We start from the raw sequence: 22,990 nt of genomic DNA on the forward strand, positions 1-22,990 counted from the left end.
GAGAGTACTAAAGGAGGTAGCCATGTTAATTAGAAGATTAAAAGCGTCTGAGACACAAACTAGTCTCCAAATGTCAGAGTTTGCTTTTCAATTTGAATTGAACGAAAAAGAACGGTTGCAGCAATTAGAGGATGATCAACCGGAACAAACCTGGGTTATAGAAATGGAAAATGAAATTGTCTCTAAAGCTACAGTCCTTCCGCTTCACGTCTACTTCAACGGAAAAGTTGTCCCTATGGGTGGAGTTTCTGGTGTTGTCACATGGCCAGAGCATCGGCGAGGCGGGTATGTAAAGAAGTTATTAAGCCACTCCTTAAATGAAATGAGAGAACAAGGTCAAGTACTTTCATTTCTCTATCCATTTTCCATTCCCTTTTATAGAAAGTTTGGTTGGGAGCTTTTTGCTGATACAGAAATATTAACTTTAGAAAAGCACCAACTTCCTAAACGGGAGACATATGAAGGAACGATCCGAAGACTGACAAAAGATGATCCATTAATCGTTGATGAGGTTTATCAAGCTTGGGCAAAGAAATATGCAGGAACGATAGTCCGTGACAGTGAGTGGTGGAAAAAATCTGTTTTTAAAAGAAAGAAGGGAACAATTAGTGCTTACTTTAACGCTCAAAATGAAAAAACTGGTTATCTAATTTACGAAGTGAAAAATAGAACGATGACCGTTCATGAAATTATCTGGTTAACCCCTGATGCTCGTCGTGCTTTATTACATTTTATCTCAAATCACGACTCCATGATTGACAAGGCAGTGATTAAAACAGTCGCCCACGATCGTCTTCCTTTTCTTTTAACTGATCCGCAGGTTAAACGGGAAGTTTCGTCTTACTTTATGGCAAGAATCGTAGACGTAAAGGCTTTTTTATCACTCTATCCGTTCGAATTTAATCGTGACGATAAACCTTTGATATTACATATAACCGATGAATTTTGTTCTTGGAACAGTGGCATTTATATTTTGTCGAAATCCACCGATGATAACATTGATAATGAGGTAAAATTCTTTGGTGATGATACATCGAATTCAGGTTCAGGTGCGACATGTTCACATTCTCCTAAGAAAGGAATTCATTTAACTGTACAACATTTAACAGCTATTCTATTCTGTACACAAACTCCGCAAACCTTAGTAGAAGAAGAATTCATTCAAGGAGATCAACAATCTATTAAAGTTTTGGAGTCGGCACTCCCCACTTTAAAACCTTTTATCTATGATTTTTTCTAAGAAAAACAGCATAGCCTTCTTTTATCAAATACATTGTGATTCGAGCACCTCTGTTTGAAGTAAACAAACAAAAGGTGTGCCACGTCGGCACACCTTTTGTTTTACTCCCACATTTTTCTTAATGTACTCAGAGAGGTTTTCGTTTGACTATAACGAATTGGTAAATCAAAGCTAGTAGTTTGTTTTAAGATGCTCTTTTCATGTGTAAAGGTATCGAAACTGTTTTTCCCGTGATAACTGCCCATGCCACTAGCTCCGACACCGCCAAAGGGTAAATAGGGCGTTGACAAGTGCATAACAGTATCATTCACACAGCCTCCTCCGAATGAGAGGTTACTAAGGATGAACTGCTCATGATCTTTGCTCTCTGTAAATAGATACAAAGCTAAAGGATTTGGACGTTTTCTTACGATATCAACGATTTCAAAGGGATGTTCAAAAGTTACTATTGGAAGGATCGGGCCAAAGATTTCCTCTGCCATAACTGGATCATCCATTGTCACATCCATCATAATTGTTGGTTCGATGAATCGTTGTTCTTGTGCAAATCCTCCACCGTAGAAAACTTTTTCTTCATCAATTAAATTAATTAGACGTTCAACGTGTTTTTCATTAATGATCTTAGGGTAATCTCTCTTCTTTAATGCTTCATTACCAAACCACTTTTTCGTATAGTACGTTAGTAGTTTAAGAAATTTCCTTCGCTTTTTTTCATGAATGAGAATATAATCCGGGGCGACACAAGTTTGGCCGGCATTTAAAAACTTTCCCCATACAATTCTCTTCGCAGCCAATTTAAGATTAGCATCATCCATAATTATGGCAGGACTTTTACCTCCCAATTCAAGTGTAACCGGAGTTAAATGTTTTGAGGCTGCTTCCATCACTTTTTTTCCGACTTCTGTACTGCCCGTGAAAAATATATAATCTACGTCCTCATCTAAAAGGACTTTCGAAGTTTCCACATCCCCTTCGACTACAGCAATATACTTTTCAGGAAAAGTAGTCGCAATTAGTTCACGAATAACAACACTTGTATTAGGCGTTAATTCTGACGGTTTAATAATAGCGGTGTTACCCGCGCCAATTGCCCCAATTAACGGTGCTATTGCCAGTTGAAATGGATAATTCCAAGGTGCAATAATCAGCGTTACGCCATAAGGCTCTTTATAGACAAAGCTTTTACCACCAAAACTGCTAATCGGAGTTTTCTCTTTCTTTGGAGTTGCCCAATAATCAACATTTTTGATCATATCTTTTAGTTCACTATATAAAAAACCTATTTCGGTTAAAAAACCTTCGTATTCCCCTTTATTTAAATCTTTTTTCAGTGCCTCCAGAATATCTGATTCATAATTGCGGATAGCTTCTTTCAAAGCAGTTAATTGATTTTTTCGAAAAGAGATACTTTTAGTCTCTCCGGAATAGAAATAGTTTCTCTGTTTCTGGACGAGCGAACTGATCGCATCCTTCATTCCACAAAACACCCCTTTATATCTAATAATACACTATTCCCCAGCTTATAGAGAACTAAGCATTAAAACTTACTCTATCGGTCCTTTTTCCGTACCATAGCGTAACACATCATATATCTCTTTCCCATCAGTTGCATGCCCTTCTCCAAACTTTACCGGTATTATTGCAAAAAATATATAATAGACGGAGAAGTAGACGAATTGATAAAAAAACAAATCAGGCTGTAAGACTCCTGCATGAATCAAGCTATTTATTAATATAACTGTAATTAAATTAAACGCGGATCCGCCAGCATAAATGATCGCATGGCTCCACCGATTATCAACATCCAATTTTTCGAGTTGGGTCCAGGCATCCAAGAAATAAATTCTTCTTATCTCAAAGTCACCTCTTTTGAAAAAAATTCTTCCTCGCCCTATTGTAAATCTCATTTTACCACCAAAAAGATAAGTTAGTATAAAATGTCCTGATTCGTGAATGAAGGCTACTAAAGGTAAAACTACAAAAAATGCGATAATAAAAGTTGGTATATCTTCCCAGCCAAACATCATGTCTCCTCCTTTTGGATAATTATGAAAACATTGAAGAGCCAGAACTTAGGGTTAAATTCCTTTTAACTTACATAATTTAAAGGTTCACTCGATAAATATCTACCCCGTAAATAATGGAAGTAATCTCATCAGATAGGAAACGGTTCATTTTACTTTTATCTTTTAAAGTCTCGTTGGCTCACGTATCACATCGCTCATTGTGTTAACACAGAACTTTATGATATAATCCTTTATGAACTAACGGTCGTTAGTTTCTTCACCTTAAGGAGGTCTACTAGTGAAAACATCTGAAGAAATTCTTCATGCAGCATTAAAAACATTTGCTGACAAGGGCTACGAAGGAACAAGTCTTTCCACTGTTGCATCTGAAGTTGGTATAAAAAAACCATCGATATATAATCATTTTAAAAGCAAGGAAGACCTTTTTTTAGCTGTCGTACAATTTGTTTACAAAGAATACTTGAAAGAAATCAAAAATCTGATAGACAATAATTCGAATAAGACTCCTGATATTTTATTGAAATTAGTAGTGGATAATATTACAACCTACTTAAGCTCTGAGAAGTCAGGCATATTTTACATTCACTTCTTACTTTTCCCCCCAAAGAATTTGAAGGAGAAGATTAATGAGCAATTTTCACAGTTTGAAAAGGATTCTGATGATCTTTTCATACCTGTTTTTCAAAATGCTATTCGGTTGAATTTAATTAAACAAGTTCCTATACAAGATTTGTTAGATAGTTTTTATTGTTTGTTAGATGGCATCACTTTTCAATTATTTTCTTACACTCGATCTACAGGATTGAGAAAAAAGGAAGCTGCTTGGCAAATATTCTGGAATAGCATTTCCAAGAAGGTGGTTTAACATGTTTGAAATTCTCTGGCAGTATTCTTTAATTTTTATAATGGCTGCTACGCCATGGTTAGAAATATTAGTCGTTATTCCGATTGGTGTCGGGATGGGTTTGAATCCATTTTTTGTAGGAGTTTTTTCTTTCATTGGAAACTTTTTACCCATTTTATTAATCGTTTATTCTCTTCATAAGTTGCAGAAGACTGGCATTTATAAAAACTGGTCCTCCAATAGGGAAAAGAAAACTTTAAAAAATAAAGAAAAACAATCTTCTAAAAATAATCGTGCAATGAATGTCTTCAGAAAATACGGGTTACCTGGTTTAGCTATCTTAGGACCGCTTCTTACTGGAATCCATTTAGCCGCAATCATTGCACTTTCGTTAAAGATCGATAAAAATAAGATCACTGTTTGGATGGGTGGAAGCTTGCTCGTTTGGACGCTCTTTATCACAATAGCCAGCGTTTATAGTATCGATTGGGTCAGAAATATTTTTTAAACACATCACCATATTAATTTTCTAGTAGGAGCATTGATTGAGCTCCTACTTTTAATCACTTTCGCCTACCTTCTCTAAAAACCATCCTTCAAGAAATGCCCCTCTTCGATCAGATTTATACTCTCTTATTATCTCCAATTCAGCTTTAGAGTGACCGTGTCTTTCGGCAAGGCAATAAATAATCTCAAGGAGGTCAGCAAGTTCTTCAATCGCTTGTTCTGAATTCTGCGCCTCTAAATACTCTTTCATTTCTTCTTCTAATTTCCTTTTCGCCTCCTTTAAAAACTCTTCTCCGACTATTCGTCGGTAAGACACAGGTTGTCCATTCATTTTAATAATTTCAGGAATCCTATCTCGGACTAATTTATTATAAATTGGCATTATTTCTCCTCCCATTAGTCAAATAGAAATAAAGTTCTTTTAATTAGAATGTTTTCTAAACGTTAATGAAAGCTTGAAGAAGTAAAATAGGACAATCCAATGGGGGAAAGCTGATCCAGTAGTACAGATTCTGTCTGAGAAGGATAAAATGAAGCGTTGCCCCTTGAATACGTCCATTTGTAGCGTATTTGAGTACCACTCAGTTTAAATAATAACATCAACCTTTTATAAAACGGGTTGCAATTAAAACTTTTGTCTCAGTCTTATTATGTAAGATTCATGAAAATAATAAAAAATCCCTTTATCTAATAACATTAAACGAAAGAAGCTTAATCAACATGACTAAAATCGATAACTAAGCTTCTTTTTTATTTCACTTTTTTCAACAGCATTTCTTTCCAAGAAGTTGCTAATTCCGGAACAGCAGCAGTACTTTTTATTAATTCATTATCTGCTTTTTTTTGATAATAAAGCTGATTTATATAGGCGATTGAAACTTCCGTGGATCTCGTTATAAATTGAAGAGGCGTTTCTCTAGAAACATGCCCTTCTTTCAACACTCTTAAATAAAATCCTGTGTATCCTCGTTCTATTACTCTTTTAGGCATACTTGGTACATTAAGTTGCTTTGCAAGTTTATGGCAAGGCTTTCGAGGCTGTGATACTTGTACTTGAGCCTCTCCCCACTGAAAAATATCGCCAATATTAACGTCATTTTCAACGAGTCCTTTAATCGTTATATTTTCTCCAAAAGCTCCTGGTAAAAGATTCATGCTTAATTCTTCTTCCCAAAAAACATAATGGTCGTATGGATAAACACAAACTGCTTTATCTAATCCTCCATGATTCACTAGATCTGCCTGCTCATCCCCAACCAAGTTATTTTCCGATAGAAAAATTTGGTCGTATACTGGCTCTTTTTTTATTGCAGAAGAAACCGATTCTCCAAAACCTTCTAGTGTTTGTTTTTTTCCAACGTTTATAGAGATAATATTTGCCGTCAGTCGTTTCATAAACATTATCCTCTCTTCAATTTCTTTAAAAAATAGTCACTATTATTCTATCGTAATTCTTCTACGGTTTCACCGCAATAGCTTATTTTGTCGAAATCAACTAGTAATACTTTAAAGATCTGACATACTTTTCCCGGGAAATATATCACTTTACACTATTTCCCACTATTTTTCTATGTAACTACCCCTATAAAATAGAGATATGTAAAGAATTACTATAAGAACGTCGAGTACCAGAAAAATTGGAGGAATTGCTATGTTTTCATCTGTTCAAATTGGAATTGATTTAGGAACAGCAAATATACTTGTATACACTAAGAATAAGGGAATGATTATTAACGAACCTTCAGTAGTAGCCATTGATATTAATACTAGAGAAGTTTTAGCAGTAGGACACGAAGCTAAGTTAATGGTTGGTAAAACTCCTGAAAACATTGTCGCAATCCGTCCATTAAAAGATGGCGTAATTGCTGATTATCAAGTAACTACGGATATGCTAAAACACATTATGAAAAAGGCATCAAAAAAATTAGGAACTCCTCTTCGAAAACCAAGTGTCGTAGTCTGTACACCATCCGGATCAACCTCTGTTGAAAGGAGAGCCATCCTGGATGCTGTAAGGCAATGTGGTGCAAGAGATGTTCAATTAATAGAGGAACCTGTCGCTGCTGCGATTGGCGCTGACCTTCCAGTAGAAGAACCTATTGCCAATGTTATTGTAGACATTGGGGGGGGAACGACAGAAGTAGCTATTATATCCTTCGGTGGAATTGTGTCCTGCCACTCCATTCGTGTAGGTGGAGATCAGATAGATGATGACATCATCCAACTTATTCGTAAAAAATATAATATGCTTATTGGTTACCGCACGGCCGAAAATATTAAAATTGAGATTGGATATGCCCTAGTCGATCATGAAGAATTGAAAATGGATATTAGAGGGAGAGACTTGGTTACAGGATTGCCAAAAACAATTGAAATTTCCTCTTATGAAATCCAAGGAGCAATGAGAGAATCGTTGCTATCTATTTTAGAAGCAATAAGAGCCACACTTGAAGAATGTCCTCCTGAATTAAGCGGAGATATTGTTGATCGTGGAGTTATTTTAACTGGCGGAGTTGCATTATTAAATGGAATAGAAGAATGGATTTCCTCAGAAATCGTTGTTCCTGTTCACATAGCTCCTAGTCCGCTTGAATCTGTTGCCATCGGAACAGGCCGTTCTTTAGGAATGATGCAAAGACTTCAAAAGTCTAAATAACAAGAAAGTGGGCTGAGTGGCGTAAAGAGAGCTGTCACCTTCTACTTTCCAATAAAAAGAGGATGAATAAAAAGGTCTTATTTAACCTTTTTATTCATCCTCTTCATTTATTTTCCTCGGATCATTTTTACAATGAATACTATTAGTGCTATAACAAGAACTAAATGAATAAGCCCTCCTGCCAAATCAAGTACTAAACCAACAAGCCAAAACAGGATCAAAATCGCAATAATTGTCCAAATCATAAACTAAAACCTCCTTCAAAAATATCTTTTTCCATTATAGCTATTTAGATATTTATTATTTCACTTATTCTTACTATTTCCGTTTCCTAGTTTTATAAACCAGTTTTATTCTTATTATTCTTTATAAAGGACCTTGAAAAGACAAAAACCTTAAAATATAGATTTAGCTAACAGTGAAATCACAAAAAATAATTGTCGTTTTAACCACTTACCCTTTAGTTCCTGTTTTAAAGGTCAGTAGCTCACTCAGCACAGAGACTTCCATTGGTGTTTCGAGATAAATTTCCCCGTCCGTGTCTATTTTTTTTATTTCAGGTGTTTCTATGCTTGCACTTTCTATTTTCTGTTGAAAAATATCTGTATCTTGCGCTTCTGGTGTTAAAAGTGTTTTACTTTGAACCCACTCTTTGAATAACGGCAGCCCCGCCTCTTTCACGATAAGAAGATTTAATTTGTTATCCTGAGGCTGGATATGCTCATATGGTAATTCTCTGGTCCCTATAAAACGTCCGTTCATGATAATTATCATAACCGCTTCCCCGTCGTACATCCCTTTATCGGTTCGAACCTTAAAGCTAAACAAAGACGTCTCCTTCATTGTTTTTAAAGCACTTATAAAATAACTGAGTGTCCCAAATTTTTCTTTTATATTATCCTCGATATTTTCAGAGGTATCTGCAATTAAACCTATACCTGCAAAATTTGTGAAAAATCGATCATTTACTTTTCCAATATCTATTTTTTTATCCGGCCCGTGTACTGCATCTACACAGGCTTCGGATATTACCATCGAAATATTTAACGTTCTCGCAAAATCGTTACATGTTCCTGTAGGTATGATGGCTATTTTAGGGGGGGCAGAGAGAAGAGCTAAACCATTTACACATTCATGAACAGTACCGTCTCCTCCCATAATTACCACTAACTCGAATTCTTCTCCCCTATCCCGACAAATTTCCTCTAATTCACCTGGATAACCTCCTTTAAGAATTGTGAGTTCCTTGACGTTAGAACTTAAAATGCCGGCAGCAATTCCTACATTGTTTCCAGTGTTTTCTTTTCCCGCTTTTTCATTAAAAACCAACAATACTTTGTTATACATATGTCTCCCTCAATTCTCTTCTATTTTATCTTAGTATGTTTCTATACCCTCTTTTACTTCGACTTATGTAACTGATTTACGTTAATTGAATCTGTCGCCTTTTAGATCTAATGCATGATAATATTAAATCAAATAAACTATTAGAAGGAGGCTAACCATGACAGCATTCGCACTTTTAATATTTATTGGTGGATGCGTTATTTTCCTCCAATGGTATATCGGTATTCGCCGTTTACCTGTCATAAGCAACTACCCATCCGATTGTTTAAGGGATTTACCCTCTGTCACAGTTATCGTTGCAGTTCGGGATGAAGAAAAAAATATTTATGACAGTGTGTATACCCTTTTAAATCAAAACTATTGTCATTTAGAGATTATTGTCGTAAACGATCGTTCTACAGATCATACGTTATCTTTGTTAAATAAATTAAAGGCTAGTCATATCAATCACGATAAATTAAAGATTATAACTATTTCTCATCTTCCCGCTGGATGGCTAGGAAAAAATCATGCTTTATACCAAGGCTTCTTGCAGTCAAAAGGGGAGATACTTCTCTTCACAGATGGAGACATTTTCTTTACCAAAGAAACTCTAAAAAGGACCGTGAATTACCTAATCAGTTATAATTTGGATCACCTAACACTGATACCTGAAAATAAAGGAGGTACTCTTCCTTATCGGGCGTTTCACAGTTATTGGAGTATAATCGGCATTTGGAATTTCATTCAACTAAATCATGCAGGAGTTGGCGCTTTTAATATGATCAGAGCTTCGGTGTACCGAAAGATCGGTACTCACGAGTCAGTTGCACTTTCGCCTGATGATGACCTTAAACTCGGTAAACTCATTGTTTCAAAAGGGTTTCGACAGCAATTAGGCCTAGGAAAAGATCTGGTTTCTGTACAATGGTATCAGAACATTCCTGAGGTAATTCACGGCTTAGAAAAGAACTTATTTGCTTTTATGCGGTATCGAGTTTTATATGTTGTGCTATTTTCTATTGTTATATTTCTTTTTCACGTCATCCCCTTTATCGGATTATTTACAGCTTCTTTTTTTGCCCAATTAACATTTGCTGCGGTTATCAGCTTGTATGCCTTGATGTTCACGATTAATGCAAGGATATTCAACGACTCAAGCTGGTTTTTTCTCTGGGTGCCTATTAATGCTTTTATATTTATTTTCTGCCTATGTCGATCAGCGTATAAAACTATCAGGAATGGTGGAATTACTTGGAGGGGGACTAGATATCCTCTAAAAGACTTACGAAAAAAATAAGATATATACAAATTCAGGTACTCAGTTATGCAAAAATAGCCTTACAATTTTCTCCACTACATTTTTCTGATATGATAATGAAAGAGTTCACAACATTCGTCCCACATCGACAACAAGTTTGGAGGGCAGGCTTATGACTAAAACACACGGCTGGATTTTTGCTAGGCTATTATTAGTCATTATTATCATTCTATCTGTATTATGGTTCACTGGGTGGCTTTTTACGATCTCTTACCCTTTTTGGATTGCCGCCCTTCTCGTATGGATGTTTCATCCTTTAATTCGGTTATTAAGAGCTAAAGTCAATTTTCCAAATGGACTAGCTGTTTTAGTGGCACTTTTACTTGGCTTAAGCACGTTATTCGGCGCTATTACAGGTCTAGTATTCCTGATTATCTTTGGGGTACGAAGAATCTCTGATTTTATCCCAAACTGGATTCAAACGACAGCAACACAAGTTCAAGAAGTTTTTAATGAATCCATTTTTCCGATTTGGCAGCAATTGACTGGGGTTATCGATGAACTAACTCCAGAACAGCAAGCTACTCTTCAAGACGGTATTGCTACTTTAGGAACTCGTCTCGCTAGTACTCTTGCTGATTACGGTCAGCAACTAGCTGATGGTCTCACTCAATTAATTATCATTGTACCTAGTTTTCTATTAGCCTTCTTTTTTATCTTTATCGCCTTTTATTTTATCGGCAAAGATTGGGAAAAGCTGTTTAGAAAGGTCTATGATATCACTCCCGCTCCACTTATTAAGAAATCAAAGGCCTTCCGCAATATGTTGCAGTATCGAGTATTCGGTTTCCTAAGAGCACAAGTTATCCTCATGATTATTGCTTCTATTCTAGTTTTTATCGGGTTAGCAATCTTGCGGGTTGAACATGCATTAACTATAGCCATGATTGTAGGAATTGCCGAAATTCTTCCTTATTTAGGATCGGGTACCATATTAATTCCATGGTTCTTATACATGTTCTTTACCGGAGACATTAGTATGGGAATTGGTTTAGCCATTGTATATGGAGTTACGATCGGTATTCGCCAGGCTATAGAACCTAAAATTTTATCTTCCAGCATGAATTTGAATGCCCTCGCAGTTCTAGTTTCTTTATTCGTCGGCTTTCAAATTTTTGGTATCCTTGGCGTCTTTCTAGGTCCTTTAATCCTGGTTATTTTGGTTATCTTTAAAGATATAGGTCTAGCTGATGACGTATCAAACTTTGTGAAACATGGTTTTAAAGAAGACCCGACACCAAAAAAAGTCTACCATAAAAATAACTAATGTTTGGTCTGATCTCGCAGAAGTTCACTCTCCTTTCCACTGCCTGACTAGCTAGTTGCAACTGTTAATGCAACTAGCTAGTCTATTTGTGTTGGTAAGCTCTCGCCTGAGCAAGAACTCTGAAAGATGGATATTATCCATTTAAACTGTAAGAAGAGCTAAAGGCTAACAGAAAATAAATTGAATAAATTTTACAAATCTCTCTTGCAGTGAGAATGGTTTTCAATTATACTCATAAATGAGAATGATTTTCATTTACAAAAAAACGCGTAGCGCCTTTTGTTAAATACAGTGTTATCTTTCGCCACCCCCGAGTAGCACCTACGTAGTGCGTGTAGGTGCTACTCGATAGGAGGTGGGGGTTCCCTTGACACGCGTGGCGTAAAGATAGCTGTCATCTTATAAATTGTCTGTAAAAAAAAGGGAGGTAAAAACATGTCATCGTTACTAGTTATTGGTGGGGATAAACTCGGAACTATTCCTGTTCGCTTAAAAGACTTGGGATTTCAAGAGATAGTGCACATAGACGGTCGTAAGGTCAAAATGATAAAAAAGGAAATACCCGAAAATGTAGACTTGATTTTAATTCTGACTGATTTCATTAATCATAATTTAGCAAAGAAAATTAAAGATAAAGCTGCAAAAAAATCTGTACCGATTTGTTATGCTAAACGTTCTTGGTGTGCAATCTATCAATCACTTTCAAATTGTGAACATGCTTGTGCTCACTGCCCAATGCTAAAGAACTCTTGAATTATAATAGGGGGTGTTACCTGTGAAACGGTTACAGCTGATAGATATAGAAAAAACAAACACATCATCGTCTCCTCGTACATTTCATGAATTTCTTCAAGAGACGATGAAGAAGATTCTCAATCTAAAACCTTTAACTACAAAAACTGCATTGGCAACGTTTTACAGCGAATGTCATCCTTGTACTACAACGATCTTCCACTCGTCGAATGATTTTCTTCAAAGAATTTCTTCTGTTCTGGACTATGGATTGAAAATTCTTCCGGTTTTAGTTCAGTTTGAATTACTTTCTACAACGAAAATTAAAGATGTATATATATTTCAAGGATTTAACAAGACTACGTATGAAAACGAAAGTTGGTGTTTCCTTAGTAAAAAAGCAAAATGTGACTCAGAGTTATTGCAACATATAAATTTATTTTTCGATAGTGATAGGAGTCATCACACCATGAGATTGTGGATGTATTGTCTAGAGGACGGAGATACTGATTGTCTTCAAAATACAGCGCAAGCTCCTTGTTCATCCACGTAAAATGATCTTATTAAACAATCATTAAAAAAACATCCTTCCTTTATGGGAAGAATGCAGTATCTATAATTATATTGGATAGTATCCGATAAATTTATATTGTATGCTTTGCTACTGATTGCGAGCGATCATACCTTGATAAGATTGACCCTGAGAAGACCGTTCAGCTTCGGCAATACGGAATTCTTCGATAAACGTATAGACGATTCTTAATTCTGTCTCTGATAAATCGTCAACCATTTGAAGGACATCTTTTTTGGTTATTTCCATCGATGTATCCTCCTTTTTCTTTAATAGTGATGCTATTATATGTTTACCCACTATCTATAGTTCTCAATCATTCTTCGGATAAAATCCTCTCATTTTAACCATCTGAAAAATGACGTAAATCAGTACAATACTAGCTAATCCGCATGCAGTATAAGATATAGCCGGAAAGCTATCTAGTCTTTCCAATGCTATTCCGATAAATGCCCATACAAAGACTAATGGAAATACTGTATCTTTTTTAACATGTGTAAATCCTATTGCCAAAATACTAGCAAGGAAAAGTAAAATTATTGTCCAACTTTGAGGTCCAAGAATAACTCCATCCTCGTAACCTAACGTATTGAAAAAGATTCCCACGTTGACAATCGTTGCTACAGAAATCCAACCTAAGTAGATAGAGAAAGGCAATTTAGACCATATACTCACTTCTTTCACAGTCCGAAGTCTCCGGTAAATTATGATAATATTTACTAACAAACTAATCATTACAATCAATGTGCCAATAAAATATTGATAATGAAATAAATAGAGCCAAGAACTATTCAACAGAGCATTTAATAAAAATAGTGTACCTATATTTTCATATGCTTCTTTATCACGTAAGTGTCTTTTAAAAAAAGGTCTTAGCGTCCAAATGAATAAAAGCAAGTAAATAATACTCCAAATACTAAATACATAGCCTGCTGGTGTAAACAATACATTCACCTGGTCGGAAATTTCACCGGTTGTCAGATTGTTGAATGGTAAAATATTAGCCAATGCGTTTACTATAACTAGACCTAAAAGGGCAAAAAGGTTAATATATTTTATTATTTGTAAGTCATATCTCTTCATTTTCAGTAACTCCTTTATTTTCGTTACGTATCAGTACCCTTTTTTCAGAAGAATAAATCCAATTCTAAAGATGATTCCGTAAAGTTTAGGAATACATTAGAAAAACTAAAGTTTAACTTTAATTAAATTTTTGTTTTATAGGTTATATTGCTCTTTAGTCAATTGAAGTCTTTAAAAACTTAGTGTTTTTTTCTCTATTTTGTTGCCTTATTTTCCTCAAAAGTTGTTTGGAAGAATTACGTTCCCTTTCCGTGAATGATCCGTGTGCCCCCTCGAGCCAAAACGCTCTGCGGGGTCTCTCTTGGATCATTCTTCCACAGGAGTCTCGCGGATTCTTCCAAACAACCATTTTTTATAAAGGAGTTTACGTAACTGTTATTGTTTCTTGGCTTGGAAAGTTCTACGTTGACTTTCTTTTTTGAACAAATAACTCGATGTAGCGAAGGCGGCGACTCCTGCGGAATTAGCAACGACTGAAGACCCCGGAGGATGGTTTTTGTCCGAGGAGGCTGAAGTCGTTGCCCGCGGAAAGCGTCCGCCTAGAGCGGATTCGAGCCTCTCTGTTCGACGAACAAAACAATCTATAAAAAGTGTTAATTTTATAAATTATCTTATAAGAAAAACGGCATAGCCGTCTTTTATTAAATACAGCGTCATCTTTCGCCACCATCATTTATGCATCAAGGGCGAACTTCCCTTGATGCTTGTGGCGTAAAGATAGCTGTCAACTTATAAATTTCTTACCTTGAAAAAAAGGGACTGAAAAAAGTATCTCCCTTTTTTCAGTCCCTTTCAAAATATCTGCTATTTTGTTTGCTTTTCCGATTCTATTTCTTCAACAAGAACGGATAACTCTGTCCATCTGCTCATCGCTTCTTCCAGTTCTTTTTCGAGCTTTTTCTGGTTCTCCATAAAATCCCGAGCCTTATCAAAGTCGCTGCCCGTTTTTTCTATATCTTCAGCAATGCCTTCCAACTTTTGTTCTAAAGTTTCGATTCGGTCTTCGATCGTATCCCATTCTAATTGATCCTTGTAGGCCAGTTTCTTCGGTTTATCTTTGCTTGCTGTTGGTTCATCATTATTAATTTTTTCTTTTTTAATTGGTGAGGAATCTTCCTGTTTCTGTTTTTCAGAGTCTAACCACTCACTATAGGAACCATAATAGCGTGATATTTTTCCATCTCCTTCAAATACAAGAAGCTTTTCAATCACTCTGTCAAGGAAATACCTATCATGGGATACTGTAATGACTACTCCCGGAAATTGATCTAAATAATCTTCTAGTACTGATAGCGTTTGTGTATCAAGATCGTTTGTAGGCTCATCCAGAAACAGTACATTCGGTTCTTCCATTAGTGTCTTTAATAAAAACAATCTGCGTCTTTCGCCACCAGACAAGCGGCGAATATGAGTCCATTGCGCTGATCTTGAAAAGAGAAAGCGTTCCAGCATTTGCTCAGCAGTAATAACTTCTCCCTTGGATGTATGCACAACTTCAGCAGTTTCTTTAATATAATCTATCATGCGTAGATTCTCATCCATCTCCTCATGATTTTGTGTGTAATAACCAATTTTAACCGTTTCACCAATATCAAGAGTTCCTTCATCAGGGGTGATTCGTCCAGCCATCATGTTTAATAACGTCGTTTTACCGATCCCATTTGGTCCTATAATACCTAGACGTTCACCTGGAATAATTAAATAGTCTAATTTGTTAACCAGTGTTTTATCATCATATGATTTACTGATGTTTTCCAATTCAATCACTTTTTTCCCTAGTCTGTGGGATCCGATTGAAAAATCTACATTTTGCAGCTTCGCATTAGGTGTGTCATCCTGAAGAGTTTCTACCCGTTGTTTTCGTGCTTTTTGTTTTGTAGATCTAGCCTTCGCTCCCCGTCTTAACCAAGCCAACTCACGGCGCAGTAAATTTTGACGTTTTGTTTCTTTATTACCTTCATCTAGTTCACGTAATGACTTCTTCTCAAGAAACAACTCATAGTTACCATCATATTGGTAAAGTTCCCCATGATCTAATTCAAAAATTCGTTTTGTAACACGATTGAGAAAGTAGCGATCGTGAGTAATTAGGATAATGGCACCAGGATAGTTAGATAAAAAACCTTCTAGCCACTCTATTGTAATATTGTCAAGATGGTTGGTTGGCTCATCCAATAACAGTAAGTCCACTGGTTGGATGAGAGCTTTAGCAATCGAAACCCTTTTTCTTTGGCCCCCGGAAAGCTCACTAACCTTTTTTGAATATTCAGGAACTCCCAGTTTCGTCAGTACCGTTTCGGCAATCGTATTAGCTTCCCAAGCACCTTCATCATCCATTTTTCCTTGAGCTTTAATGAGTCTATTTTGAGCCCCTTCATCATTAGGGTTCTTTTCTAAAAGAATTTGAGCCTCTTCATAAGCTCTCAGCGTTTTCATAACAGCTGAATTGCCATAATATACTTGATCCAAAACAGTTAGTTCTTCTTCTAAAATTGGCTCCTGAGGTAAATATTCCAGGAGAAAGTCATTAGAGTGGTCTAGCTTTCCACCTTCTTTACCTTCAATGCCCGATAACACTTTTAATAGTGAGGACTTGCCCGTTCCATTCACACCTATTAGCCCGATTCTGTCTTTTTTTTCTATTGAAAAGGAGATGTCATTAAACAATGTTTTCTCCCCGTAAGTTTTACGTAAATCTGTTACCCTGAACATACTCATGAATTGATCATCCTTCTCTACTTACTCTTACCTCTCATTGTATCTGAAAAAAGGAATTCGCGATAGGTCCCCGCACAGTTCCTATGGTAAAATAATAGAAGCAGCGGTGCTATGTGAAACTTTATGCTTTTTTAAACGTAACTATTTATGAAAGATTTCAATTACTTTAGTTAGAAAACAAGATAATTGGTTCATCATTGAACACAGTACAACGATTGATTATAAGGATGAGGTGAAGGTAATGACTCAAATGATTTTAGTAAGTGCGCTTTTAGCACTTTTATTTTTGCCGCTTGAACTCAGTTGGTGGCGAATGGCATTTTTCCGTAAATGGATTCCTGTCCGTTACATATTAGGTATTATATATGGAGTATCTTTATTTTACTTCGGATTGCTCGACCAAAGCTTAACTGCTATTATTGCCGCTTATTTACCTATCATAGGAATTGGATTGATTGTTGATAACACACTTATTTTTATGTTTAAAAAATCTTTCCGGAAAAAACAGGCAACTACCGGTGCTGCTATTGGATTAATAGTGCTCGTAGGTTTCGCCATATTCTGGCTGATACAACCTTTATTTTTAGCAGATGTAAAATTTGATCTTGCTGATGGCGAAGAAGTTACAGTCGAAGAAATGGATCCTGTAAATGAAGAAAATATTCCTATTGTGCCAAGAAGTTATGCCCAATACCGGTCTAATGTTTTAATGGGCCAATTAGAAAATCCGGCCTTTTATACTCTAGGGGAAACAAGGATTCAACGGGCGGATGAATCCCTCTATTGGATTACTCCGATTGAATATGATGGTATTTTCCGTTGGTATCGAAGTGACTTTGTCCCGGGTTACATTAGAGTGAGTGCAGAAAACCCTCGGGAAGAACCTGAACTTGTTTATACTGAAATGAATTATGTTCCGTCTGCGTATTTCCATGAAAATTTAGAACGTCATGTTCGCACAGAATACCCAGAGATTGTTATGCACGACACTACATTTGAGATTGATGAAGAAGGTAACCCTTTTTACATTATTAGTTACGGGCATTTCACTGAATTTCGTCGTGTGGCAGAAGTCGACGGCGTCGTCACCATTAACCCTGCAAGTGGAGAAATGGAAAAATACGATGTTGAAAATACTCCTGCATGGATAAATAGAATTTACCCTCCTCACATTGCCGAAGAGAGAAACACATGGTTTGGTATTTACAAACAAGGCTTAATTAACCGCTTCTTTGGCAGAGAAGGGCTTACACAACCTACTGAATGGGGCGCTGATGATGCTGTGACCGGCGTTGTCAATGCGGACCTTCAGCTAAACTGGTTTACGGACCATATGCGTTTACAAAACGAAGGAGAAGAAGCCTCAAATTCCATGGTTGGTTTTACAATGTTTGATACAAGAACCGGAGATCTGAATTACTTTCGGGATGCTAGTGGAATGTTAAACGGTCGAACCGCAATGAACTTAGCTGAGCGTACATTCCGTCGTGATGACTATGTTCCAGGAACACCATCCTTGTACAATATATATGGTCAATATACATGGGTCGTTCCTCTAATGGATCGTAATTCTGTCTTTAGACAAGTGATGCTTGTCAGTGCACGTGATGAGAATGTATATGGTCACGGAGAAACAAAACGGGAGGCTTTTGGTGCCTATCAACTAGAACTCTCCAGAAATATAGACGAGGATATTGTGCCTGGTGAATTAACTGATATGGTTGAAATCACCTCAACAGTTGAACGAGTCTATCAATGGGACCGGGAAGATAATGTTACAATCAGGCTATTGTTAGAAGGGGAAGATCGAATTTTCACCGTTAACGCATCTTCATACCCTCGATCAGTATTCATTGAACCTGGTGATGAGATAACAATATCTTTCATGGATTCAGGGGAAGACATTCAAGTTATCGAAGAACTAGATTTTTAAATAGAATCCTTCGTTCCCAAGAAAATCGTCCGTTTAGAGCGAATTCGATTACTCTGTTCAAATGTAAAACTACAATCGTATTAATATTCAACACAACAACCAATAAAAAAGATGGTACCGCATGAAACAATTTGCGGTACCATCCTTTTTTTAAGAGATAATTTATAAAATTAGCAGCTACCTTCACACCGCGCGTATCAAGGGAAACCCTCCCTTCTTTTCGAGTAGCACCTACACGCAATTCGAAGGTGCTACTCGTGGCGGTGGAAGCTGACGCTGTATTTAATAAAAGACGGCTATGCCGTTTTTCTTATAAAACTTTTATTTCGCAGAGATGAGTGATCTCGCCTTTTTGGTTGCTTCCACCATATTCTCTAGTGCTGCGATCGTTTGATCCTCTGTACGTGTCTTAAGACCACAATCCGGGTTGACCCAGAACGATTTCGCAGGTAAAACTTCCAATGCTTTTTCAATTACCTGAACCATATCGTTTATTTCTGGGATTCGCGGACTGTGAATATCATAAACACCTAGCCCGATTCCTTTTTCATATACATTCGTTTTAAATATTTGTATTAGTTCACCATGACTGCGGGATGTTTCAATAGAGATAACATCAGCGTCTAATGCATTTATTGAATCGATAATGTCGTGAAATTCACAATAACACATATGAGTATGTATTTGTGATGTTGGAAGAACGTGTGCTGTTGCTATACGGAATGATTCAACAGCCCAAGATAAGTATTCCTGTTGATCTTCCGCTTTTAGAGGAAGTCCTTCTCGCAATGCCGGTTCATCTACTTGAATCATTTCAATCCCTGCATTCTCTAACGCTTCAATTTCCTCTACAAGAGCTTTCGCTATTTGCCTGGTTACTTCCTTGTTTGAGATGTCATCTCTTACAAATGACCAGTTCAGGATCGTTACAGGACCTGTGAGCATTCCCTTTACCGGTTTCTTCGTTAATGTTTGTGCATATGCTGTTTCTTTCACAGTCATTGGTTGATCAAAGTTTACATTCCCGTAAATAACCGGAGGCTTCACACAACGAGACCCGTAGGATTGAACCCAGCCATTCTTAGTAACCGCGAATCCTTCAAGCTTTTCTCCAAAATACTCGACCATGTCATTTCTTTCAAATTCTCCATGTACAAAAACATCGAGACCAACCTTTTCTTGAATGTCTATCCACTTTTCAATCTTTTCGTTAATTAACGACTCGTATTTAAGGTCGTCTAGCTCCCCTTTACGCCACTTTGTTCTTGCTTGACGCATATCTTTCGTTTGGGGAAAGCTTCCAATAGTCGTAGTAGGTAAGAATGGCAGATTCCATTTTTTCTCTTGCAGACCTTTGCGTTTCTCAAAAGAGAGCTCTCTCTCCGTTTTAATACCTGCAAGTGTTTGCGCCTCAATATCTTTTCTGAAAGGAGATTGGTTGAATTGCTCTACTTGTTTTTGATGGTTTTGAAAATCTTGTGAATACTCCTTGCTACCAGAACGGAAATGATCACCTAATAGTTTTAGCTCAACTAATTTTTCATCAGCAAAAGCAAGCCCGTCTTTGAGTTCTTTTGTTAATTTCACTTCCTGATTTAAGGATACTGGAACATGTAAAAGACTTGAAGAAGTTTGAATGAGTAATCTCTCACTGGATACTAAGCCTTTTAATTCTTCTAATAGTTGCACAGATTTCATTAAATCAGCTTTCCAAATATTTCGACCATCAATTAGGCCAACTCCAAGAATTTTATCGTTTGGAAAACCTAATTCCTTGATATATTGCAGGTTCTTCCCTTTGTCATGCTTGAAATCCAACCCAAGTCCTTTAACTGGAAGAGAGACAATCTCGCTATAATAATCGACGGAATCGAAATAAGTTTGAAGGAAGATATTAGCTTCTGGAACAGCCTTTGTAAGCTTTTTATATAATTCTTTGAATTGATTAATATCTTCTTGCGACAATGATGTCACTAATGATGGCTCATCTAATTGTATAAGTGAGGCACCTTCGTCATGTAATTCCTTGATAATTTGCTCGTATAATGGCGTTAATTTACCAAGCAAAGTCGAAAATTCCTTAGGCTCATACCCTTTAGATAGTTTCAAGAATGTAAAGGGTCCTAATATAACAGGCTTCCCATCAATGCCTAATTCTTTCTTTGCTTCTTTATATGCTTTGAGTATTGTATTTTCTTTAACTTGTGGAGTCCATGAGGCTTCAAACTCAGGTACGATATAATGATAGTTTGTATCAAACCACTTCGTCATTTCACTTGCTTGTCCAGCTTCACTTCCCCTTGCCATCGAAAAAAATGTTTCAAGTGTATCATTTTGCTTTGATTTAAACCTGTCTGGGATAACTCCAAACATCATTGCTGTGTCTAGTACATGATCATAGTAACTGAAATCTCCCACCGGAATAAAATCAATTCCACTATCTAATTGTTTTTGCAAATGCGATAGTCTAATTTGCTTCATTTTTTCATTCAAAGTCTCTTCAGTAATATCTCCTTGCCAATAGGATTCTAGTGCCCTCTTCCATTCTCTTTCTTGCCCTATTCGTGGATAACCTAGATTACTTGTTTGCAAAATTATTTTCCCCTCTCATTTGAAAAAATTTAATGTTTTCGGTTTAGACTTACGATGACCTAAAGGATCTATTCTCTTTCAAAACGAAAAAAAGGATATTTTCGCCACCATAAAAAGGGCAAAAATATCCTTACGTATTTGTATGAGATACTAATGACACCTCCCTATTTCCCGTAGGTCGACAGTGTTGAGAACTAGGCAGGTCTCCTGACTTTTAAATCATCATGAATTTGGCCTTCCCGGAATTCTATTCCAGTGACATCATCAAATTCACTCATTAAATACAGTGGCGGGACCGTTCTGGATTTTCACCAGATTCCCTTTTAATTGTTTAATAATCAGTCTTTTTTTAATAAAACATGAGAAATTAAACAAACCTATTTCTTAATTATGAAATTCCTTGAATCGTACTTCTTTTCTGACTATTTGTCAATAGCTAAACATTGTGACTATTTTGTCTATCAATGTATAAAAAGCCTGCATCACTTGGATATTTCCCAAGGATGCAGGCCTTCAATAAATTTTTATTATCTACTCTCTTTTTTGTAAGCCAATGATTTAACTTTAGCTGCCGGTCTGCTGCTATTACTGCTTCCGCTATTTCGACCGCGATCGCGATCTGTGCGTGGACGACTGTTCGGCTTTCTAGAACCGCCACCTCCGTCACGTCGTTTACCACCGCCGCCGTAGCTTCCGCCACCGCCGCCGCCACGTCGTTTAGAGTGGGCAGGAGCTTCGCTTGTAAGACGAACTGGTGTCTGGCTCGGCTCTTTCGTCATCGTTTTCAAAGCTGCTGCGACAAGTGTCTCAGCATCATGCTCAGCTAATAAAGACTTAGCCGCTGCCATTAAATGTTCAAAATTACCTTTACGTAGAGACTCCTGTAAGTGATTCACAGAACGATCTTGACGACCAGCTAAAGCATCTTCATACGTAGGCATAGATTGACGCTTCATTGTTTTTTTAGTAACCTTCTCAATGATTTTAAGATGATCACGTTCTTTTGGAGTCACAAAGCTAAATGCGATTCCACTTTTTCCTGCTCGGCCAGTTCGGCCGATTCGGTGAACGTAGCTTTCTGAATCCTGAGGAAGGTCAAAGTTAAAGACATGCGTAACATTATTTACATCTAATCCACGCGCTGCAACATCTGTAGCTACAAGAATTTCGATTGTACCACGTTTGAATTTACGAATAACTGCATCACGGCGTTCTTGTTTCATGTCTCCGTGTAATCCTTCAGCAGCGAATCCACGAATACCTAGTGATTCTGTTAATTCATCTACGCGACGTTTAGTTCTACCAAAAACAATCGCTAATTCAGGTGGATCAACGTCTAAAATATGACTTAGAGCGTCAAATTTTTGCTTTTCCTGTACTTCAATATATCGTTGTTCAATATTTTCGACAGTCATTTCCTTAGATTTAATAGCAATGGTAACTGGGTTTGCCATAAAAGAATTGATAACTGTTTTTAGACGCTTCGGCATTGTTGCAGAGAATAACATTGTGCGACGATCTTCCGGAACTTCTTTAAGGATCGTTTCAATATCTTCAATGAAACCCATGCTTAACATTTCATCTGCTTCATCCAATACTACTGTGTTCATATATTCAGGACGAATTGTTTTACGGCGCATATGATCCATAAAACGACCAGGAGTACCAACAATAATTTGTGGATTTTTTTTCAAACCTCGAATTTGTTTCGAAATTTCTTGCCCACCATAAATTGGTAAAGCAGTAACTCCTTTTTCTTTTCCTAACTTATTTAACTCTTCACAAACCTGCATAGCTAACTCGCGTGTTGGAGCTAATACTAGACCTTGAGGATGACGAGCTTTTGGATCGACTGATTCTAACAAAGGAATACCAAATGCTACTGTCTTACCTGTACCAGTTTGAGCCTGTCCAATAACATCTCTACCATCTTTTGCAACAGGTATGACTTGTTCCTGAATTGGTGTTGCTTCTGTAAATCCCATTTTCTCAATCGCTTTTAATATTGGTTCCTCGATATTTAAATCTTTAAAAAGTGCCAAATTTATAATCTCCTTTTGGTTCATCTTTCCCGTAACGGCGCAAGGTAATTCTTAAAATCACTAAGCGCTATATCAATAATATTTAAAGAAAACAGCCCATTCCTTATAGATAAACGGAACAAGCTGCTTAT

General features: G+C 36.8%; 20 protein-coding genes and 1 riboswitch. Of the genes, 9 read left to right on the forward strand and 11 right to left on the reverse strand.

All coding sequences use genetic code 11. The features are described 5' to 3' along the window. Positions 1–22 precede the first annotated feature (22 nt). Positions 23–1,240, forward strand: a complete 1,218-nt coding sequence (locus tag CEF18_RS13790) for a GNAT family N-acetyltransferase (RefSeq protein ID WP_110937000.1) — start codon at positions 23–25, stop codon at positions 1,238–1,240. A 101-nt stretch (positions 1,241–1,341) separates the two neighbouring features. On the opposite strand, the gene CEF18_RS13795 is transcribed toward CEF18_RS13790, so the two are convergent. Both CEF18_RS13795 and CEF18_RS13800 read right to left on the reverse strand, forming a co-directional pair. After that, positions 1,342–2,715 carry an aldehyde dehydrogenase gene (locus CEF18_RS13795; protein ID WP_110937001.1) on the reverse strand — a complete coding sequence of 458 codons (1,374 nt, stop codon included), beginning with the start codon at positions 2,713–2,715 and terminating at the stop codon, positions 1,342–1,344. Positions 2,716–2,784: 69 nt separating this feature from the next. Next, the gene (locus tag CEF18_RS13800; RefSeq protein WP_110937002.1) at positions 2,785–3,264 is read right to left on the reverse strand and encodes a site-2 protease family protein; all 480 of its coding nucleotides are present in this window, start codon (positions 3,262–3,264) and stop codon (positions 2,785–2,787) included. A 280-nt stretch (positions 3,265–3,544) separates the two neighbouring features. Between CEF18_RS13800 and CEF18_RS13805 the strand changes: the two genes are divergently transcribed. Then, a complete protein-coding gene (locus CEF18_RS13805; protein ID WP_110937003.1) occupies positions 3,545–4,132 on the forward strand; it encodes a TetR/AcrR family transcriptional regulator in 588 nt (195 codons plus the stop codon). A 1-nt stretch (position 4,133) separates the two neighbouring features. Beyond that, a complete protein-coding gene (locus CEF18_RS13810; protein WP_110937004.1) occupies positions 4,134–4,619 on the forward strand; it encodes a small multi-drug export protein in 486 nt (161 codons plus the stop codon). A 51-nt stretch (positions 4,620–4,670) separates the two neighbouring features. Here CEF18_RS13810 and CEF18_RS13815 read toward each other — a convergent pair whose 3' ends face one another. Both CEF18_RS13815 and CEF18_RS13820 read right to left on the reverse strand, forming a co-directional pair. Beyond that, the gene (locus CEF18_RS13815) at positions 4,671–5,000 is read right to left on the reverse strand and encodes a nucleoside triphosphate pyrophosphohydrolase (protein WP_110937005.1); all 330 of its coding nucleotides are present in this window, start codon (positions 4,998–5,000) and stop codon (positions 4,671–4,673) included. A gap of 368 nt (positions 5,001–5,368) precedes the next feature. Continuing rightward, the gene (locus CEF18_RS13820) at positions 5,369–6,013 is read right to left on the reverse strand and encodes an MOSC domain-containing protein (protein WP_110937006.1); all 645 of its coding nucleotides are present in this window, start codon (positions 6,011–6,013) and stop codon (positions 5,369–5,371) included. Positions 6,014–6,269: 256 nt separating this feature from the next. On the opposite strand from CEF18_RS13820, the gene mreBH reads away from it, so the two are divergent. Continuing rightward, a complete protein-coding gene (gene mreBH, locus CEF18_RS13825) occupies positions 6,270–7,274 on the forward strand; it encodes a rod-share determining protein MreBH (RefSeq protein ID WP_110937007.1) in 1,005 nt (334 codons plus the stop codon). A 107-nt stretch (positions 7,275–7,381) separates the two neighbouring features. On the opposite strand, the gene CEF18_RS13830 is transcribed toward mreBH, so the two are convergent. Continuing rightward, positions 7,382–7,519 (reverse strand): lmo0937 family membrane protein, encoded by a 138-nt coding sequence (locus tag CEF18_RS13830; protein WP_110937008.1) that lies wholly within the window; start codon positions 7,517–7,519, stop codon positions 7,382–7,384. Positions 7,520–7,727: 208 nt separating this feature from the next. Further along, positions 7,728–8,621, reverse strand: a complete 894-nt coding sequence (locus CEF18_RS13835; RefSeq protein WP_110937009.1) for a diacylglycerol/lipid kinase family protein — start codon at positions 8,619–8,621, stop codon at positions 7,728–7,730. A gap of 157 nt (positions 8,622–8,778) precedes the next feature. On the opposite strand from CEF18_RS13835, the gene CEF18_RS13840 reads away from it, so the two are divergent. From CEF18_RS13840 to CEF18_RS13855, 4 genes are all read left to right on the forward strand, one after another. Next, positions 8,779–9,900 (forward strand): glycosyltransferase family 2 protein, encoded by a 1,122-nt coding sequence (locus CEF18_RS13840; RefSeq protein WP_110937010.1) that lies wholly within the window; start codon positions 8,779–8,781, stop codon positions 9,898–9,900. Positions 9,901–10,033: 133 nt separating this feature from the next. Further along, positions 10,034–11,188 carry a sporulation integral membrane protein YtvI gene (gene ytvI, locus CEF18_RS13845; RefSeq protein WP_110937011.1) on the forward strand — a complete coding sequence of 385 codons (1,155 nt, stop codon included), beginning with the start codon at positions 10,034–10,036 and terminating at the stop codon, positions 11,186–11,188. Positions 11,189–11,623: 435 nt separating this feature from the next. Next, on the forward strand, positions 11,624–11,941 hold the full coding sequence (locus CEF18_RS13850; RefSeq protein ID WP_110937012.1) for a DUF2325 domain-containing protein: 318 nt from the start codon (positions 11,624–11,626) through the stop codon (positions 11,939–11,941). 22 nt (positions 11,942–11,963) lie between these two features. Then, positions 11,964–12,473 carry a hypothetical protein gene (locus CEF18_RS13855; protein ID WP_110937013.1) on the forward strand — a complete coding sequence of 170 codons (510 nt, stop codon included), beginning with the start codon at positions 11,964–11,966 and terminating at the stop codon, positions 12,471–12,473. A gap of 108 nt (positions 12,474–12,581) precedes the next feature. Here the strand turns inward: CEF18_RS13855 and CEF18_RS25950 are convergent, their stop codons facing one another. From CEF18_RS25950 to CEF18_RS13865, 3 genes are all read right to left on the reverse strand, one after another. Beyond that, on the reverse strand, positions 12,582–12,740 hold the full coding sequence (locus tag CEF18_RS25950) for a hypothetical protein (RefSeq protein WP_183041144.1): 159 nt from the start codon (positions 12,738–12,740) through the stop codon (positions 12,582–12,584). Between the two features lie 63 nt (positions 12,741–12,803). Continuing rightward, a complete protein-coding gene (locus CEF18_RS13860) occupies positions 12,804–13,574 on the reverse strand; it encodes a tryptophan-rich sensory protein (protein WP_223292304.1) in 771 nt (256 codons plus the stop codon). 804 nt (positions 13,575–14,378) lie between these two features. Continuing rightward, entirely contained in the window at positions 14,379–16,292 is a 1,914-nt protein-coding gene (locus CEF18_RS13865; protein WP_110937014.1) for an ABC-F family ATP-binding cassette domain-containing protein, read from the reverse strand. A gap of 241 nt (positions 16,293–16,533) precedes the next feature. Between CEF18_RS13865 and CEF18_RS13870 the strand changes: the two genes are divergently transcribed. Further along, the gene (locus tag CEF18_RS13870) at positions 16,534–18,225 is read left to right on the forward strand and encodes a hypothetical protein (RefSeq protein WP_110937015.1); all 1,692 of its coding nucleotides are present in this window, start codon (positions 16,534–16,536) and stop codon (positions 18,223–18,225) included. A gap of 321 nt (positions 18,226–18,546) precedes the next feature. Here CEF18_RS13870 and metE read toward each other — a convergent pair whose 3' ends face one another. Continuing rightward, positions 18,547–20,820 carry a 5-methyltetrahydropteroyltriglutamate--homocysteine S-methyltransferase gene (metE, locus tag CEF18_RS13875; RefSeq protein ID WP_110937016.1) on the reverse strand — a complete coding sequence of 758 codons (2,274 nt, stop codon included), beginning with the start codon at positions 20,818–20,820 and terminating at the stop codon, positions 18,547–18,549. A 177-nt stretch (positions 20,821–20,997) separates the two neighbouring features. After that, positions 20,998–21,213, reverse strand: a riboswitch (cobalamin riboswitch). Between the two features lie 131 nt (positions 21,214–21,344). Further along, on the reverse strand, positions 21,345–22,859 hold the full coding sequence (locus tag CEF18_RS13880; RefSeq protein WP_110937017.1) for a DEAD/DEAH box helicase: 1,515 nt from the start codon (positions 22,857–22,859) through the stop codon (positions 21,345–21,347). Positions 22,860–22,990: the final 131 nt, after the last annotated feature.

Source organism: Salipaludibacillus neizhouensis (assembly GCF_002886185.1).
Taxonomy (GTDB): domain Bacteria; phylum Bacillota; class Bacilli; order Bacillales; family Salisediminibacteriaceae; genus Salipaludibacillus; species Salipaludibacillus neizhouensis.

Bases quoted from the DNA above. Each gene is read 5' to 3' on its own strand.
- CEF18_RS13790 (WP_110937000.1), top strand. From the start codon at position 23: ATGTTAATTAGAAGATTAAAAGCGTCTGAGACACAAACTAGTCTCCAA.
- CEF18_RS13795 (WP_110937001.1), bottom strand. From the start codon at position 2,715: ATGAAGGATGCGATCAGTTCGCTCGTCCAGAAACAGAGAAACTATTTC.
- CEF18_RS13800 (WP_110937002.1), bottom strand. From the start codon at position 3,264: ATGTTTGGCTGGGAAGATATACCAACTTTTATTATCGCATTTTTTGTA.
- CEF18_RS13810 (WP_110937004.1), top strand. From the start codon at position 4,134: ATGTTTGAAATTCTCTGGCAGTATTCTTTAATTTTTATAATGGCTGCT.
- CEF18_RS13815 (WP_110937005.1), bottom strand. From the start codon at position 5,000: ATGCCAATTTATAATAAATTAGTCCGAGATAGGATTCCTGAAATTATT.
- CEF18_RS13820 (WP_110937006.1), bottom strand. From the start codon at position 6,013: ATGAAACGACTGACGGCAAATATTATCTCTATAAACGTTGGAAAAAAA.
- mreBH (WP_110937007.1), top strand. From the start codon at position 6,270: ATGTTTTCATCTGTTCAAATTGGAATTGATTTAGGAACAGCAAATATA.
- CEF18_RS13830 (WP_110937008.1), bottom strand. From the start codon at position 7,519: ATGATTTGGACAATTATTGCGATTTTGATCCTGTTTTGGCTTGTTGGT.
- CEF18_RS13835 (WP_110937009.1), bottom strand. From the start codon at position 8,621: ATGTATAACAAAGTATTGTTGGTTTTTAATGAAAAAGCGGGAAAAGAA.
- CEF18_RS13840 (WP_110937010.1), top strand. From the start codon at position 8,779: ATGACAGCATTCGCACTTTTAATATTTATTGGTGGATGCGTTATTTTC.
- ytvI (WP_110937011.1), top strand. From the start codon at position 10,034: ATGACTAAAACACACGGCTGGATTTTTGCTAGGCTATTATTAGTCATT.
- CEF18_RS13850 (WP_110937012.1), top strand. From the start codon at position 11,624: ATGTCATCGTTACTAGTTATTGGTGGGGATAAACTCGGAACTATTCCT.
- CEF18_RS25950 (WP_183041144.1), bottom strand. From the start codon at position 12,740: ATGGAAATAACCAAAAAAGATGTCCTTCAAATGGTTGACGATTTATCA.
- CEF18_RS13860 (WP_223292304.1), bottom strand. From the start codon at position 13,574: ATGAAGAGATATGACTTACAAATAATAAAATATATTAACCTTTTTGCC.
- CEF18_RS13865 (WP_110937014.1), bottom strand. From the start codon at position 16,292: ATGAGTATGTTCAGGGTAACAGATTTACGTAAAACTTACGGGGAGAAA.
- CEF18_RS13870 (WP_110937015.1), top strand. From the start codon at position 16,534: ATGACTCAAATGATTTTAGTAAGTGCGCTTTTAGCACTTTTATTTTTG.